The organism is Pedobacter suwonensis, from assembly GCF_900111825.1.
GTDB classification, from domain to species: domain Bacteria; phylum Bacteroidota; class Bacteroidia; order Sphingobacteriales; family Sphingobacteriaceae; genus Pedobacter; species Pedobacter suwonensis.
The window spans coordinates 140,650-155,923 of the sequence record NZ_FOJM01000008.1; the positions used below are offsets into that span (position 1 = coordinate 140,650).

General features: G+C 39.0%; 10 protein-coding genes. 8 read left to right on the top strand and 2 right to left on the bottom strand.

Translation table 11 applies throughout. From position 1 onward, the window contains the following. Positions 1 to 35: 35 nt before the first annotated feature. Positions 36 to 782 carry a DeoR/GlpR family DNA-binding transcription regulator gene (locus BM107_RS11985; protein ID WP_090983597.1) on the bottom strand — a complete coding sequence of 249 codons (747 nt, stop codon included), beginning with the start codon at positions 780 to 782 and terminating at the stop codon, positions 36 to 38. A 237-nt stretch (positions 783 to 1,019) separates the two neighbouring features. Between BM107_RS11985 and BM107_RS11990 the strand changes: the two genes are divergently transcribed. The 3 genes from BM107_RS11990 to BM107_RS12000 are packed head-to-tail and all read left to right on the top strand — an operon-like array spanning position 1,020 to position 6,521. Then, a complete protein-coding gene (locus BM107_RS11990; protein WP_090983599.1) occupies positions 1,020 to 4,121 on the top strand; it encodes a SusC/RagA family TonB-linked outer membrane protein in 3,102 nt (1,033 codons plus the stop codon). A 17-nt stretch (positions 4,122 to 4,138) separates the two neighbouring features. Further along, positions 4,139 to 5,728 (top strand): RagB/SusD family nutrient uptake outer membrane protein, encoded by a 1,590-nt coding sequence (locus BM107_RS11995; protein WP_090983601.1) that lies wholly within the window; start codon positions 4,139 to 4,141, stop codon positions 5,726 to 5,728. Positions 5,729 to 5,735: 7 nt separating this feature from the next. Then, entirely contained in the window at positions 5,736 to 6,521 is a 786-nt protein-coding gene (locus tag BM107_RS12000; RefSeq protein ID WP_090983603.1) for a DUF4397 domain-containing protein, read from the top strand. A gap of 235 nt (positions 6,522 to 6,756) precedes the next feature. On the opposite strand, the gene BM107_RS12005 is transcribed toward BM107_RS12000, so the two are convergent. After that, positions 6,757 to 7,359: a porin family protein gene (locus BM107_RS12005; protein WP_090983605.1), complete on the bottom strand. Its 603-nt coding sequence runs from the start codon at positions 7,357 to 7,359 to the stop codon at positions 6,757 to 6,759. Between the two features lie 247 nt (positions 7,360 to 7,606). Between BM107_RS12005 and BM107_RS12010 the strand changes: the two genes are divergently transcribed. The 5 genes from BM107_RS12010 to BM107_RS12030 all read left to right on the top strand — a co-directional run bounded on the left by BM107_RS12010 (position 7,607) and on the right by BM107_RS12030 (position 14,906). Continuing rightward, the gene (locus BM107_RS12010) at positions 7,607 to 7,822 is read left to right on the top strand and encodes a hypothetical protein (RefSeq protein WP_090983609.1); all 216 of its coding nucleotides are present in this window, start codon (positions 7,607 to 7,609) and stop codon (positions 7,820 to 7,822) included. A gap of 71 nt (positions 7,823 to 7,893) precedes the next feature. Then, positions 7,894 to 8,745, top strand: a complete 852-nt coding sequence (locus BM107_RS12015) for a carboxylesterase family protein (RefSeq protein WP_208864380.1) — start codon at positions 7,894 to 7,896, stop codon at positions 8,743 to 8,745. 191 nt (positions 8,746 to 8,936) lie between these two features. Continuing rightward, positions 8,937 to 10,628 (top strand): S41 family peptidase, encoded by a 1,692-nt coding sequence (locus BM107_RS12020; protein ID WP_090983610.1) that lies wholly within the window; start codon positions 8,937 to 8,939, stop codon positions 10,626 to 10,628. Between the two features lie 24 nt (positions 10,629 to 10,652). Beyond that, positions 10,653 to 11,978, top strand: a complete 1,326-nt coding sequence (locus BM107_RS12025) for an alpha-L-fucosidase (protein WP_090983612.1) — start codon at positions 10,653 to 10,655, stop codon at positions 11,976 to 11,978. Between the two features lie 321 nt (positions 11,979 to 12,299). After that, the gene (locus tag BM107_RS12030) at positions 12,300 to 14,906 is read left to right on the top strand and encodes a glycoside hydrolase family 2 protein (protein ID WP_090983614.1); all 2,607 of its coding nucleotides are present in this window, start codon (positions 12,300 to 12,302) and stop codon (positions 14,904 to 14,906) included. Positions 14,907 to 15,274 lie beyond the last annotated feature (368 nt).

Consider the following 15,274-nt stretch of genomic DNA (forward strand, 5'->3'; position numbering starts at 1 on the left):
CTATTGGGCAGATCAGGAAAAGATGGAAAATTAAGTTATAAAATATTCAGCTCCTTTTGGCGGTAGGTCGAAAGCGATTCATGATCTATATCCAGCTCGGTAATCAAATAACTAATGCTTTCTATCGGACAAACTCTTAGGCGTAAAGCAATGTTGAGTTTTTCTGAAATGCAAAGTACTACTGTTTTTTTTGCACAGGCCAACATGGCTTTTTTAAGTTGGTTAATTTCCCAGTAGGTGTCGGTTAAGCCTTCTTCAGGGTGGATGGCACTTGTTCCCATCAGGCATAAATCGGCCTTAATTTCCGATAGTTGAGTAATTACCTGTCCACCGTAGGTTATCTGCGAATTTTTTGAAAACAGCCCGCCAATCAAAATCACTTCAATATTGTTGTATTTCGCCAGTTCTACAGCAACCAGCGGACTAATGGTAAAGAAAGTGGCTGATAAGCCTTGTGGCAGCAGCTTTACAAATTCTAAAATTGTTGTTCCGCCGCCTGTTAAAATCACCATGCCATCCTTGATCAGGCGAACAGCTTTTTTGCCGATAGCAATTTTACTATCGCGGGCGTATACCGTACTGTCATCAAAAGAACTATGATACGACTTGGATAATGCACCTCCATGAACCTTATAAAGCAGGTTTTCGTCAACAAGTTCCTGTAAATCCCTTCTGATGGTATCTTCTGAAACATTAAGCTGCTGCACCAGATCGGAAGTTAACACGCGGTTGTGCAAATTAATCTGTCGCATGATGAAGTCGTGGCGTTCTTTTTTTAGCATAGTGATGTTTGGCTTAAGCGAAAGTATAAAAGATTTTTAGATTTTCTATATGCTGCGCGTTTTTGCGTGTTGATGCGTGTTAATGTGATTAGGTGCTGGTAAATAGTTTGTTAAATTGTTTTTTTATTCCAAAACATTTATGATATTAGCATAAAAATGCGTTATTGTGCGTGTTTGGCAAACAACTATTTAACTAACTACAACTAACAAATCAATCATTCCTTAAACAGGCAGTTTATGAAAAAAAAATTACTACTAATTTTTATTGGTACGTTTTTGTTGCTGGCCCATGCTTTCGCGCAACAAATAACCGTTACCGGTAAGGTTACGTCGGCCGACGGACCTATTCCCGGTGTATCTATCCGTGTAAAAGGGAGTACTGTGGTTGCTCAAACCAATGCAGATGGAAATTATTCCATTAAAGCGTTAAAAACTGATGTACTTATCTTTACTTATATTGGTTATGCTACTGTTGAAAGAACAGTAGGAAACAATGCTTCTTTAAATGTGGTGCTTAAGGATAATGTGAATTCCCTTAACGAAGTGGTGGTTACGGCTTTAGGGCAACAGGTCTCCAAGAAAGCACTGGGAACTGCTCAACAACAGGTTAAAGGTCAGGATTTGGCCGATACTCAGCGAGAGAATTTTGTTAATGCCCTGCAAGGGCGTATTGCAGGTGTTGAAGTAACAAGTTCATCTGGTGTTCCAGGTGCATCTTCATCTATCACTATTAGGGGGGTAAGTTCTATTAGTGGAAGTAACCAGCCATTGTTTGTGGTAGATGGTTTGCCTATTGATAATAAAACGTTAAATACGAGTGCATTTTATTCTGATAACAGCTCAACTACAGCATTTTCTAACAGAGGGGTTGATTTTACTAATCGGGCTGCTGATATCAATCCAGAGGATATTGAGAGTCTAGTAGTTTTAAAAGGGCCTGAAGCTGCAGCATTATATGGAATTGACGCTGCAAATGGTGCCATTGTTATTACCACTAAGCGTGGCAAGTCAGGTAAAGGATCAATCAACTATAGCAATAGCTTTCGCTTAGAAAAAACCCGTACTAAACCAGAGATACAGGGTGTTTATGGCTTAGGTACAAATGGTATCTCCGGACCAGGAACGTTACAGTATTTTGGCCCTGCGTATGCTCCTGGAACTGTTTTGTATGACAATATTGATGGCTTCTTTCAGACTGCACTCACTCAAAAGCATAATCTGTCATTTGATGGTGGTGGACAGGACATGAGTTATAGGATTTCGACATCTTATACAGCGCAAAATGGCGTTGTTCCTAACTCTAATTATGATCGGTTTACCTTAAATGGGTCTACAAATGGAAAGTTAAACAATTGGATGAAAGTAGATTTATCCATGACCTATACTTATGCGTTAAATAATCAACCCTTTAAAGGGTCTGGAGGCCCACTGATTGGATTGCTTTTATGGCCACAGGAAGATGATGCCAGAAATTATCTTACCGCCGCTGGTACAAGAAGAAGGTTTACGACTGCTACGGATTTAACTTCTGAAATTGAAAACCCTTATTTTAATGTAAATAAGAACAAAATTAATTCTATCCAAAATAGAATAACATCTAACTTTGGCTTTACTATTACACCGGTTAGCTGGCTTAATTTTAAATCGAATATCGGTTTTGATGTATACTCAAACAAAAACTTACTGTTGAGCCATCCAGAAAGTTCAAGGGGATTTAATAAACAGGGTATTATGGATGTTGCTAATGACAACACCAGAAATGTTAACATTCAGAATTTACTAAATTTAACCAAACAGAAAATCACCTCTGATTTATCTATTGATGCGACATTGGGTAATGCAATACAAGATCTGAGATCTAATATTGATGCTCAATACGGTGAAGGATTTTTAGATCCAAACTTTATTTCTATCAATAATACCACTACAACATTGAGGAATGCAAAATCGTCCATTTCACAAAGAAGATTATTCAGTTTGTTTGCCCGTGCAACTTTAAATTACAAAGATTATCTGTACATCACGGCTACCGGTAGAAATGACTGGACATCTACTATTCCTATTGGAGCAAATTCATTCTTTTATCCTTCTGTATCTGGTAGTTTTGTGTTCACAGAAGTTCCCGCTTTTAAAGAGGCCTTAAGTAAAGTCTTTACTTCAGGTAAGCTGAGAGCTGCTTTTGCGAATGTAGGTAAAGATGCAAGGCCTTACAGTTATGTTCCTTCGTTGGAAAGTAAAGCCACCGTTGGCGGCGGATTTGGTTATGGTTTTACAGGGCCAAATTTAGCCCTAAGACCTGAGTTTGCAAGTTCGTATGAGGTTGGAACAGAGCTGGCTTTCTTTAAAGATAGATTGGGATTAGATTTTACTACTTATCGCAAAGAAACTTCCGATCAGATTGTTAACGATATCAGGGGTAGTTATGCTACCGGATATGTATTATTTAATTTAAATGGTGCTAAAACCAGAAGTGAGGGTATTGAGGTTACTCTGCGTGGAACACCAATTAAAACGAAAGATTTTAGCTGGAATGCGCTGGTAAACTTTGAAAGTGCGAGGGCAAAGGTTTTAAGTTTGCCAAATGAACTTCCGGAATCCTATGTTTCTGATACCAATGTTTATGGAACCATTAGAAATGGTACAACACCTGGTTATTCGACAAGATCATTAACCGGAACTTTCTACTTAAGAAATGATAGGGGAGATATCTTGATTAACCCGGTATCTGGATTACCGGTTAGGTCATCAGTAGTTATTCAAGGGCCGGGTAAGGGATATGACAGACAGCCAGATTTCTCGATCGGTATCACAAATACGTTTGCTTATAAAAACTTTGCATTATCATTCTTATTGGATATTAGAAAAGGCGGCGATGTGCTTAATGCCACCCAGAGTTTTCTTACACAAAGAGGTTTAAGCACTATGACACTGGACAGGTTAACCCCTAGAATTGTAACCGGTGTCATCCAGGATGGTAAAGAAAATAGTGCAAATCCTACAATCAATAATATTTCGGTAACTCCATTTTATCAAAATACTTACTACACCAATTTAAGCGAAGAACTTTTTATCGAAAAAGATATTAACTGGATCAGGTTGAAGGATGTAACCCTACAATATAAGTTACCACAAACTATTTTTAGCAAACAAAATTTCTTTAGAAGTGCCAGCGTTTTTGTGACTGGTACCGATTTATTTTTGATTACCAATTATTCAGGATTAGATCCGGTCGTGAATGGAAATACAGCTGCTGTTGGTGGTTCTGGTTCATCGGGAATAGACTATGGTAACTTTCCGGTACCAATAGGATTAAACTTTGGTGTTAAAATTGGCTTATAATAAGGAGAAAGAAAGAAATGAAAAAATTACAGATACTATTAATAATAGGAACTCTTATTTCAGCAAGTGCTTGTAAGAAATTCTTAGATGTAAATACAAACCCCAATGCGCCACAATCGGTAGAGGCTAATTTATATTTATCGCCAATGTTGCATTGGATGGCTACGGCACCACAGTTTGATGGAATTTATATAGGCCGCTATACACAGAATTTGGCTTCCACAGCAACTCAGGATCTTTGGGAACGGCATGGCAACAACCAGGCTGGTACCGCTCCCGATCAAGGTGGGCAAATATGGAGAACAACCTATTTTGATTTTGGACAAAATTTAATTGACATGACTAATAAAGCCGAAAGTCAGCAACGGTGGGATTTATTGGGCGTAGCACAGATTTTGAAAGCATGGGGCTGGCTTAGTGCTACAGATTGCAATGGCGAAATTATTATTAAAGAAGCGTTTGACCCAAATAAAACTTCTTTCAAGTATGATTCGCAAGAATTCGCTTATCAGGAAACATTGCGGTTAATAAACGCTGCAATTGCAAATTTAAATAGAACAGACGGGGCTGTAAATGAAACTTATTTGGGTAAGACTGATTTTATTTATAGAGGAAAACGTGCTTCTTGGATAAAATTTGCCAATGGTTTCAAAGCAATTGTTTTAAACCATTACTCTAATAAGACATCACTTTACAAACCAGATGATATTATTGCTGCAGTTGATGCTTCATTTGCAGGGAATGTGGATGATGCGCTAATTCCATACGCTGGAACAGCAAACGATGATGCTAACTTTTTATCTGCAACAAGAAATAACATAGGTACCCTTAGGCAGACCAAATTCATTCTATCATTAATGGACGGCACTGTTTTTACAAACGTTGTTGATCCGAGGATGAGCAGAATGCTGGCGCCATCGCCAGACGGCTTGTACAGAGGTTTAGAGCCAACTTTAGGTGTTGGTGCATTAACTACAGCTCAACAGCCACTAAACCTTTGGGGATATTCTTCTCAGGCAGCAGCAAATGCTTCCGCAACAACTCCAGCCAGGTATTTATTTGCACGTAAAAATAAATTTCCAATTATTACTTATGCTCAATTACAGTTTATAAAAGCTGAAGCAGCGTATAAAAAGGGAGATAAAGCAACGGCATTAGCGGCCTATAAAAATGCAGTTTCAGCACATTTTGACTTTGTAAATGCAAGAAATACGGATGACGGACAAACACCAACGCAGATAAGCGCAACAGAGAAAAGCACGTACCTTGCTTCTCCGGTTATTACACCTGCAAATCCCAACGATTTGACACTCTCACAAATTATGTGTCAAAAATATATTGCACAATGGGCTTGGGGTCATTTGGAACAATGGACAGATTTAAGAAGATATCACTATACAGATAAAGATCCTGTGACCGCAAATCAGGTATTTATAGGGTTTACTATCCCTACAGTACTTTTTCCAGATAACCAAACCAAAGTAGTACAGCGAATGCGACCAAGGTTTAATTCGGAATACGTTTGGAATAGGGAAGGTCTTAATGCAATAGGTGGCCTTGCAACCGATTATCAGACTAAAGAAATGTGGATAACAACACCCCAATAATTAAATTATGAAAAGAAAATATATCATATTTGCAGTACTACTGCTATCAACTATAATTTATTCTTGCAAGAAAAATGCTGTCCAAGAAATTTCAGTACCAATAACTGGTGCACAATTGAAGTATTTTAATTTTGCCCTCAACTCTCCCGTAGTAAATTTTTATGCTGGAAATACAAAAGTTACGGCAGCAAGTTCTACAACTGGCGTAGAAAGTGGAACTGCAGGCGTAGCATTTGCAAGTGTTTACCCATCGACAAATTCGTACACAATTATTGCTTCGGGTACTTACGATTTTACGGCGCAGCGCCCAAGTACTGCAACTGTAGATCCTAACTTGGTTATTGCTACCTTAAACAAACAAGTAGCAGACGGTAAAAATTATTCGATTTATTTATCTGGCCTTTATAACACTACAACTAAGAAAACTGATGTTTTTGTAGTTGATGATGTGCTACCTGCTATAGATACATCAGGTGCTTACGTGCGCTTTGTTCATGCCTCTTATAATGCAAATCCCTTTGATTTAGTCTTGAAAAATACAACAAGTTTGGTTGAGACAACTGTGGCCACTAATATAGCTTATAAAAGTGCTTCAAATTTTGCCAAAGTTCCACAGGGTGTTTATGATTTAATATTACGGTATACTGGAACAGCAACTAATATTGTAGTTAGAGCTGGTGTAAGTGTTACTAAATCTAATACATATAGCTTCAGCTTAAGAGGGGATATCACATTGCCCTATACTGGTACGGCAGTCAACCGGCCTTTTATTGATAATACTCCAAATAGATAAAATACAAAAAAGCAGCCATATGGTTGCTTTTTTGCCTAAAATGTAGGTTTAAAGCTATTCTAACAAAGCCGATTAGGCGGCGATAATTCTGAAATAGCGTTTGTTTACGCCGCTTTGGTGGGATACCAACTAAATTTCGATGTAGAAAGTTAAGCCTTTATCATCACAAATAGGTTAAAGTACCAGAATTTAAAATAAGCACCGGAGAAAAATAATCTGGCGCTTATTCCGATAGCTAAAAAATCTTAAACCCTAAACTTAATTGAAATAAGTTGGGTTTTTGTGTATATTTTTCGCTTTTGCTGATGTTTGATAAACCAGCTTCATAGCGTAAATCAACCGAAATGCTGCCTACATCTACACCTGCACCAGCTTGTAAGCCCAATGCCTGGTTTTTGTAATTGCTAAAATCTGTTGCTTGTTGATAAGCAGAACTAAAAGAAGAATTTTCATCCAAAACAAATGAAATAACCGGGCCGGCCATTAAGCGGAAGTTTAAATTTTTGGCGCCAAATTTTGTTCCCAATAAAACAGGAATATCCAAAGTCGTGAATTTTACTTTCCCTTCTGCAGATACCTCATTGCCATTATCCTGTTGAATGCTGATAAATTTATTGCCTTTGCTGCCAATATAAGCCTCAGGCTGTACATAAAAACTGGCGCCACCAATACGTGCCCAGGCACCGATCTGATAACCTAAACGGTTTTCTTCACTTGCGAAATCTGCATTTAACTTAGCCAGATTTACACCTGCTTTAACCCCCAGGTTAAAAGTTTGTGCCTTTGATGTTGCCCAACCCAGGGTTAGGAAAACAATGGAGAAAATGATTTTTTTCATGTTGTTTAATTTGTTTTTTTAGTTGTAATTCCAAAACAGTGCTCAAGAGATTTATGTGTGTTTTGCTCTTATGGTTTCTTTTTACCTCTTTTGCTGTTTGCTGTTCCGGGATTTGGTTTTATAACGCGCATTTAACACAATTATCGTGCAAATTTTTTTTGCGGATAGCTACTTTTTTTATTCCGTCACATAAAAAGGTATCAACCTGAACAAATATTTTTTACTTTTGCATTAAACAAAATATGCCATGGCTAATTTTCAACTTACTCCCGAAACCGCATTTAAGGTAAAAACTAAATTTCTAAGAAAATACCGCGATCTGGCAAATGAGCCTTTGGAATTTACACCTGGCAAAGAAGATCAATTGGTTGAAGATTTAATGCGTTTGGTAAAACGCGACCGTACCTACATCGAATTTACCATCCAAAAAGCACTTGCCGATGCTAAAGGAAACAGGCTTTAAGATTTTCATTTTTTCCAGCGCAAATTTTAGTTTAAACTTACTTTAGGCAATTTAAATACATAAATCGCTCCATGTATTTTGCTCCTGCTATGCAACGTAATTCTTTTATATTGGCATCCCTGCTTTGGTTAGTGGCGTTTACCGCAACAGCACAAAAACAGGTGTTTAACGATGCTTTCACCGATAGTTTAACTTCAGCGCAGACAAGAAAAGAATTAAATAATTTATCTGCCAATGACTACCTTAAGCAAACTTTAAGTAAAGGAAACCAATCTATTAATTATAGATTGCTGTTGCCGGCGAAGAACAAAAGTCAGAAGAAGTATCCTTTGGTTGTTACGTTTCACAACTCAACACGGATAGGTACAGATAATGAAAAGCAATTAGAACCATTAGCCAGGATCTGGTTACGGCCAGACATACGCCGGAGGTACCAGGCATTTGTAATTGCTCCGCAGTTTCAAACATGGTCATCAAATTATTATCCAGATTCAGTAAGAAATTGCTTAATCTCGAAGCCATCTGACGATGTACATTTATTATTGGATCTGATCCGTGAGGTAAAAAATAAATATCCTCAGATAGATCCTAACCGTATTTATCTGGTCGGTTATTCTATGGGGGCATCTACGGCACAGAACCTGATGAACATGGCTCCTGAAACCTTTGCCGCCATGGTTTCAATTGCTGCAGTTCCCGATTTTGTTAATATAAAAGCAATAAGCCAGAAGCCGATCTGGTTAATTCATGGCAGGCAGGATTATGACAATCCTTATGAGGGGAGCGAGCATTTATATCGCGCTTTAAAAGGCAATCGTAATCTATTGTTTACGACTTATAATAAGTTAGATCATAACCTGATTACAATTCCATTATTGCTTACACCTCAAATACCGGCCTGGTTGTTCTCCCAGCATCAATAGAATACACTGCCTTAGCCTTGAAACTGGTATTTAAATGGCCTGTTGCGTAACGCTCAATTTACGCTTTGCCCTCCAGCGGTCGTTTTTTATATTTATCGCTTTTTGTACATTTACATTGTATATAACACTAAATATCTTTCAAAAAGGCGGTAGATTATTGGTCCGCATCAGCGAAATTAAATAAAAGGGGAATGAAGAAACTAAAATACGGTCTTTTAGCAGCAGGTTTTGGGGTGGCTGTTTTATCTTTTTCGTTTAAAGAAGATTTATTTCTGGTATCTAAAAACCTCGATATTTTTGCTTCGCTCTATAAAGAAATCAATATCAACTACGTTGATGATACCAACGCTCCTCAATTGATGAAGACCGGTATTGATGCCATGTTGGATAGTTTAGATCCTTATACCGAATATGTGCCTGAATCTGAAATTGAAGATTATAAGCTGAAATATGTAAGCACGCAGTATGGTGGTATTGGTGCCAGTACTGTTTTTATTGATGGGAAGCTTTTTATTAACGATATCAGTGAAGGTTATCCGGCTAACAAAAGCGAGCTTAAAGCAGGCGACCAGCTGGTGAGCATTAACGGAATCCCGGTAAAGGGCAAAAATCGTCAGGAAATAAGTCAGCTTTTACGTGGCCCCAAAGGCACAGCAGTAGATTTGCTGGTGGTTAGAGAGGGGAAGGAAATAACAAAGAAGTTGGTAAGAGAGGAAATCAAACAGCCTAATGTTTCTTATTCAGGAATGGTAGGTGATGGAATTGGTTATATCAAACTTGATAAATTTTTAGAAAATTCCGGACAAGAGGTTAAAGATGCTTTGTTGGCCATTCAAAAAGAAAATCCAAAAGGAGTTGTTTTAGATTTAAGAAACAATGGCGGTGGCATTTTGCAGGAAGCAGTTAAAATTGTGAACCTTTTTGTAGATAAAGATCAGCTTATTGTAACCCAAAAGGGCAAAAATGCTGAGAAAACCATTTCCTACAGAACACTTTCAACCCCGGTTTCAACGTCAGTTCCATTGGTGGTGCTCGTAAACGGAAATTCTGCCTCAGCGTCAGAAATTGTGGCGGGTTCTCTGCAGGATTTAGACCGTGCCATCGTAATCGGGCAGCGGAGCTATGGTAAAGGCCTGGTTCAGCAAACTTTTAATCTCCCTTACAACAGCCTGGTTAAAGTAACGGTTGCCAAATATTATACACCTTCCGGCAGGTGCATCCAAAAGTTGGATTATGCACATAAAAACGCCGACGGTGTGGCGGAGCGTTTTGCCGATTCTACCATGGTAATGTATCCAACTAAAGCAGGTAGAAATGTGTATAGCGGCAATGGCGTTTACCCGGATATTGTGGTGGATGCTGCCAAGTTAAGCCCAATTACCATTTCGATGATCAATAAGAGCCTTTTCTTTAATTATGCCAATCAATACAGGAAAGAAAAACCAACATTAGCTTCGGCCAAAACTTTCCGGTTGTCGGATGCAGATTATGCCGCCTTCTCCAGTAGCCTTGCCGATAAAGACCTGTCTTACCAAAGCCGGACCGAGCGGTTATTATCCGATCTGCGTGCAGAGGCTGAAAAAGAAAATAAATCTGAAGAGGTAAAAACCGATCTCGAAAATCTTAAATATAAACTTACTTCGTCTAAAAAAACCGACCTCGTAAGCCATAAAGCAGAAATTAAGCGGGTTTTAGAAACACAGATCGTAAGTCGTTATTTTTACGAGAAAGGAAGGATTGAGCAGAGCTTTCAATACGATAAAGAATTGGCTGCGGCGAAGAATCTTTTTGCTAATCAATCGCAAATGCTGGCCATTTTAAAAGGCGATGGGAATTATAAGGTGATCGGAAAACCAACCAAAGCCACTGCATCAATAGATTAAACCTAAAAACCTATACCATTTCTTATGAAGAAATTGACCTTGTTGGGCCTTGTGCTATTTATTGCATTACAGTTAAAAGCGCAGGATTATACACCTACAGCTGCTAATTTAAAACAAAGAGCGTGGTTTAATGAAGCGCGGTTCGGCCTATTCATCCACTGGGGGCCTTTCAGTATACCCGGAAGTGGCGAATGGGTAATGAATGATCGAAAGCTTACCGTTCATAATTATACCAACCTTAAAGATTTTTTTAACCCTGTCGAGTTTAATGCCGCAGAATGGGTAAGCATGGCAAAAAATGCCGGAATGAAGTACATTACATTAATTACCCGTCACCACGATGGCTTTAGCATGTGGGATACGAAATATTCTGATTTCAATATCATGAATACCCCTTATAAAAAGGATATTGTTAAAATGATGGCTGATGAATGCCATAAGCAAGGTATACAATTGTATTTATACTATTCGCTTTTAGATTGGCGCAGGGAAGATTATCCACATGAAACCGGACGTACAGGGCAGCATTCCGGCCGGACCAGTAAAGGCGATTACGCCAGTTATTTGCAGTTTATGAAAAACCAGTTGACCGAGCTTTTGACCAATTACGGCGAAATAGGCGGAATCTGGTTTGATGGGCACTGGGATCAGACCGAACCAGAAGGATCGAAAGACAGAACCTCCAGAATTGATTGGAAATACAGTGAGATCTATGGTTTGATCCACAAACTTCAGCCACAGTGCATGATCGGTAATAACCACCACTTAACGCCATTTCCAGGTGAGGATTTCCAGATGTTTGAACGCGATCTTCCCGGCGAGAATAAATCCGGGCTAAGTTTTCAAAAAGCATCAGATAAACTGCCATTAGAAACCTGTGAAACCATTTCAAATTCGTGGGGTTATAATTTGAGCGATACCTACTACAAATCCGATAGAGAGCTGGTGCATATGTTGGTTAAAGCAGCCGGTTTGGGTTCCAATCTTTTACTGAACATCGGCCCGATGCCGAGTGGCAAAATCCAGCCGGAATTTCAAGACCGTTTGGCGGGCTTAGGTGCCTGGCTTAAAATTTACGGTGAAAGCATTTATGGGACAAAAGCAGGGTATATTAAACCTCAGAACTGGGGAAGCATTACGCAAACCAATAAGAAAATTTATATCCACATTCTGGATGGCAAAACCACTAGGCTTGATTTGGAAAACGTTCCGGTAAAGAAAATAAAAAAAGCATATTTGCTAAAAGATAAAAGCGTAGTAAACTTTGTTTTCAAAAAATCGAAACTCACTATTGATACGGTACCAAATACAGATGCACCAGATCAGGTGATTGTTTTGGATATTGAGTAAGGCATTTGTCATCATTGAACACAATGAAGGATCTTTTTACTAATATTTTTAACGGTCCAGCCAGCTTAAATATTCTCATATCGTAAAATATGGCATTTCAATTTTAAATCAATCGTTTTATTAATAGTAGTCGCCTGCAGTTAATAATCTTTTTCTTTCAAAAACCGGTTAAAATCCAAGACTTTAAGTAAAACTAATGTTTTTTGATCCTTTTAAGTTAAGATAAAGGTAAAACGTTTTATTTTTAGCGCGTTAATCTGTTATTGGAAACCATAAGCATACATCAATTCAAAAAAACTTTATCGATCCTATTTTAAATAAATGAAGAATATCTTTCTACTTTTCATATGTTGTTCAGCCTTTTTAGTCAATGCACAGCAACGATACGAGTTAAACTCGGGCTGGGTTTGTGCCAACATCAAAAATATCCAATCCAGCGGTCTGGAAATTTCTAAAACTAGTTTTTCGCTTAACAGCTGGATGCCCGCAACTGTGCCTGGAACAGTTTTAACCACTTTGCTGAATAACAAAAAAGTGCCTGATCCATTTTATGGAATGAATAACGAAAAGATTCCTGATGTATATCACACAGGCAACGAATATTATACTTATTGGTTTGTAAAAGATTTTCAAGAGCGCGCAATCGGCAATGAACAGGTTTGGTTACAGTTTAGGGGGATAAATTATAAAGCCGAAATCTATTTAAACGGAAAAAAGGTCAATCCAAAAACGCAGGTGGGCATGCACCTCAGGGCGCAGTATAATATTACCAGATTGTTATCTCCCGATGGAAAAAACAGGCTTGCTGTAATTGTTTACCCGCCAGATTTTCCCGGCAACCCAAATGGTGGCCAGGGGGGCGATGGAACGATTGCCAAGGGTTTAACCACCCAATATACTGCAGGCTGGGACTGGATTCAGCCTACCCGCGACCGCAACACGGGTATCTGGGATAAGGTAACCATCGAGAAAACCAAAAACATCAACATCCAAAATCCGCAGGTAATCACTGTGGTGCCAGGAAAACGTTTGCCGGAAGGCAAGCAAAGCCCTGCCACGATTAAAGTTTCGGTTGAAGTAGAAAACCCAACCAATCAATCTGTTTCAGGTATTCTACAATACCAGATCGATGGAAAATTGGTTAAACAGCGTGCAACTATTGCCGCAAATAAAACTACTGCGGTTAAATTTCCTGATTTACAGCTCGAAAATCCGAAATTATGGTGGCCGAGCGGATATGGACCGCAGAATCTGTATGATGTGAAAATTGAATTTATAGCGTCCAATCAGGTATTGGATCAGGAGCAGCTTAAAGTTGGGGTTCGCCAGATTGATAACATCTGGAATGAGCATACCGGAAGTATGGGCGCTTTTGTAAACGGGCAAAAAATTTTTATTAAAGGTGGTAACTGGATCATTAGTGATGCCATGTTGCGCTTTAGCGATGCCCGTTACGATGCAGAAGTGCGTTACCATAAAGATATGAACCTTAACCTGATCAGAATCTGGGGTGGGGCGATTCTTGAAAGACCTGAGTTTTACAATGCCTGTGATAAGTATGGCTTGCTGGTTTTTCAGGATTTCTGGTTTAGTGGCGATTGTAACGGCCGCTGGGTGGACCCAATGAAAAAGGAAGACCAGTGGACACGCAGAAATTATCCCGATGACCATCATCTAACCTTAGCTGCTATGGAAGATCAGATTAAAATGATCCGAAATCATGCCTCCCTTGCTTTTTGGTGCGGAGGGAATGAAATTACCCCGCCCGAAGATATTTTAGAGCCATTGAAAAACGATATACTTCCACGCCTGGATGGTACCAGGAAATTTTTCGATTTTTCTAACAGTGATGAAATGTCGTATAATTCCATTGGCGGAAACGGCGATGGTCCGTACGGTATTCAGGATATTAAAACTTTCTGGGGAGCGCGAACTTTTCCTTACAACTCTGAAGTGGGTTCGGTAGGGGTGGGTGATTATGCTTCCTTGCTCCGTTTTATTCCAGAGGAAAACCTGATTGCACCACAATACAAATCTAAACCCGATTCGGTTTGGGATTATCATAAATATATCTCATATGAGCAATACCTGAACCCATATGGTAAGCCAAAAAGTGCCGAAGATTTTGGAATGAAGGCGCAACTGGCCAATTACGATCAATACCGGGCTTTGATGGAAGGTTTCTCTAACAAAATGTGGGATTGGTATACGGGCTCCATCATTTGGAAAACACAAAACCCATGGACTGCCATGCGCGGACAGATGTATGATTATTACCTTGATCCTAATGCGTGTTTATATGGCTTAAGGAAAGGAAGTGAGCCTTTGCACGTGATGATGAACCCTTTGGATAGCATGGTTACGATTGTGAATAATGGGTTTTCTACAGAAAATAACCTGATGGTCCAGGCAAAAGCTTACGATATGGACGGCAAAGATTATTTTTATTCTCAGGTCTTTAATTCCGTTGGTCCAGCTTCAGTAAGAAGACTTTTTCCTATGAATGAGTTTTTAACCAAACTGGATAAAAAAGAGGGTGTATTTGTTTCATTAAGAATTTTAGATCAGAAACAAAATATTTTAAGCGAGAATTTATATTGGCTCCCCGGAAAAGATGGCGAGTATTCGGGCTTGAAAAACATCAAAAGAACGCCTTTACAAATTACGGCTATCCATCAGAAAAATGGAAAAGTAGCGGTAACCTTAAGTAATGCAGCCGGAAATCCTGTGGCATTTTTTAACCGGATCGCGTTAATAAATGGCAATACCGGCGAACGTATACTACCGGCATTTTATAACGATAACTATGTAAGCATTTTACCTGGAGAAAGCAAAACGATAACTGTAGAATATACAGGTAAACAAAGTAATCTGGCGATAGAGGTATATGGCTGGAATGTAGAAAAGCAGAAAGTAAATATCCGTTAGTCGGGATTTGTAATCCCGGCTGTAGAGTTAAAGATTTTTAATCCTCAAAGTTGATAGCGTGATTTGTTTTTTGGAAATGATGGGTTCTGATGTCTTGGCGGATGGTAGTCCTGCTATCGCTGCAAGTCCTCGCTGCGCTCCGGGCTTTTCGCTTTATCAGGTTTAACAACAAAGGCCGGTACTCAAGAACTTTTGCTGTGTTCCGTGTGGATTAAAATTCTACAATAAGAAGGGCCGGGATTGTAAACTCAAGTCGCGGTGGATTTGCGTAAGGAATTGTAGGTGTGCACCGTTAGTCGGGATTTGTAATCCCGGCTGTAGAGTTAAAGATTTTTAATCCTCAAAGTTGATAGCGTGATTTGTTTTTT

Bases quoted from the DNA above. Each gene is read 5' to 3' on its own strand.
- BM107_RS11985 (WP_090983597.1), bottom strand. From the start codon at position 782: ATGCTAAAAAAAGAACGCCACGACTTCATCATGCGACAGATTAATTTG.
- BM107_RS11990 (WP_090983599.1), top strand. From the start codon at position 1,020: ATGAAAAAAAAATTACTACTAATTTTTATTGGTACGTTTTTGTTGCTG.
- BM107_RS11995 (WP_090983601.1), top strand. From the start codon at position 4,139: ATGAAAAAATTACAGATACTATTAATAATAGGAACTCTTATTTCAGCA.
- BM107_RS12000 (WP_090983603.1), top strand. From the start codon at position 5,736: ATGAAAAGAAAATATATCATATTTGCAGTACTACTGCTATCAACTATA.
- BM107_RS12005 (WP_090983605.1), bottom strand. From the start codon at position 7,359: ATGAAAAAAATCATTTTCTCCATTGTTTTCCTAACCCTGGGTTGGGCA.
- BM107_RS12010 (WP_090983609.1), top strand. From the start codon at position 7,607: ATGGCTAATTTTCAACTTACTCCCGAAACCGCATTTAAGGTAAAAACT.
- BM107_RS12015 (WP_208864380.1), top strand. From the start codon at position 7,894: ATGTATTTTGCTCCTGCTATGCAACGTAATTCTTTTATATTGGCATCC.
- BM107_RS12020 (WP_090983610.1), top strand. From the start codon at position 8,937: ATGAAGAAACTAAAATACGGTCTTTTAGCAGCAGGTTTTGGGGTGGCT.
- BM107_RS12025 (WP_090983612.1), top strand. From the start codon at position 10,653: ATGAAGAAATTGACCTTGTTGGGCCTTGTGCTATTTATTGCATTACAG.
- BM107_RS12030 (WP_090983614.1), top strand. From the start codon at position 12,300: ATGAAGAATATCTTTCTACTTTTCATATGTTGTTCAGCCTTTTTAGTC.